General features: G+C 51.9%; 1 tRNA gene and 2 rRNA genes. All 3 read right to left on the bottom strand.

What is annotated here, in order from left to right:
• Window positions 1-82 (bottom strand): 23S ribosomal RNA (locus tag CIK99_RS05765); the annotation flags it as partial.
• Between the two features lie 194 nt (window positions 83-276).
• Window positions 277-350: transfer RNA gene (locus CIK99_RS05760), tRNA-Ala, on the bottom strand.
• 109 nt (window positions 351-459) lie between these two features.
• Window positions 460-555 (bottom strand): 16S ribosomal RNA (locus CIK99_RS05755); the annotation flags it as partial.

Raw genomic sequence — 555 nt, 5'->3', positions numbered from 1 at the left:
CCCGCGGCTTATCGCAGCTTATCACGTCCTTCATCGCCTCCATGAGCCAAGGCATCCGCCATGCGCCCTTATTCACTTTCTTGGTAGTGGCCATCAACATGGCCGCTCATACTTTCAGCTGTATCCCAACAAACAAAAAAAATGTCAGGAAAACTTCTTTGTTGAGTTTTATTCTACAGTCTCGTGTGTCAATATGTCAAAGATCTCTTGGTGTCAACCCGGCAGCAAGCGCCGAGTCCGGGACTAAACGCCTTCAGGCGTCTATCCTCACCAGCGTGGAGAATAACGGATTCGAACCGTTGACCCCCTGCTTGCAAAGCAGGTGCTCTAGCCAGCTGAGCTAATCCCCCGAAAGACAGAGTTGCAAGTACAAGAAGAGGTAACGAACCAAAGAAAAAGGTCTCGTCGGAAGAAGAAAGGCTTCTTCCTTAACTCTCCACCTCTATGGCGTCCCTCCAGAAAGGAGGTGTTCCAGCCGCACCTTCCGGTACGGCTACCTTGTTACGACTTAGCCCCAATCACCGGTTTCACCCTAGGCCGACCCTCGCGGTCACG

It is taken from the genome of Prevotella sp. P5-92 (genome assembly GCF_002251245.1).
Classification (GTDB): Bacteria; Bacteroidota; Bacteroidia; order Bacteroidales; family Bacteroidaceae; genus Prevotella.
Note: the sequence above shows the minus strand (reverse complement) of the source record. Positions and strands in the feature narration are given on the sequence as shown.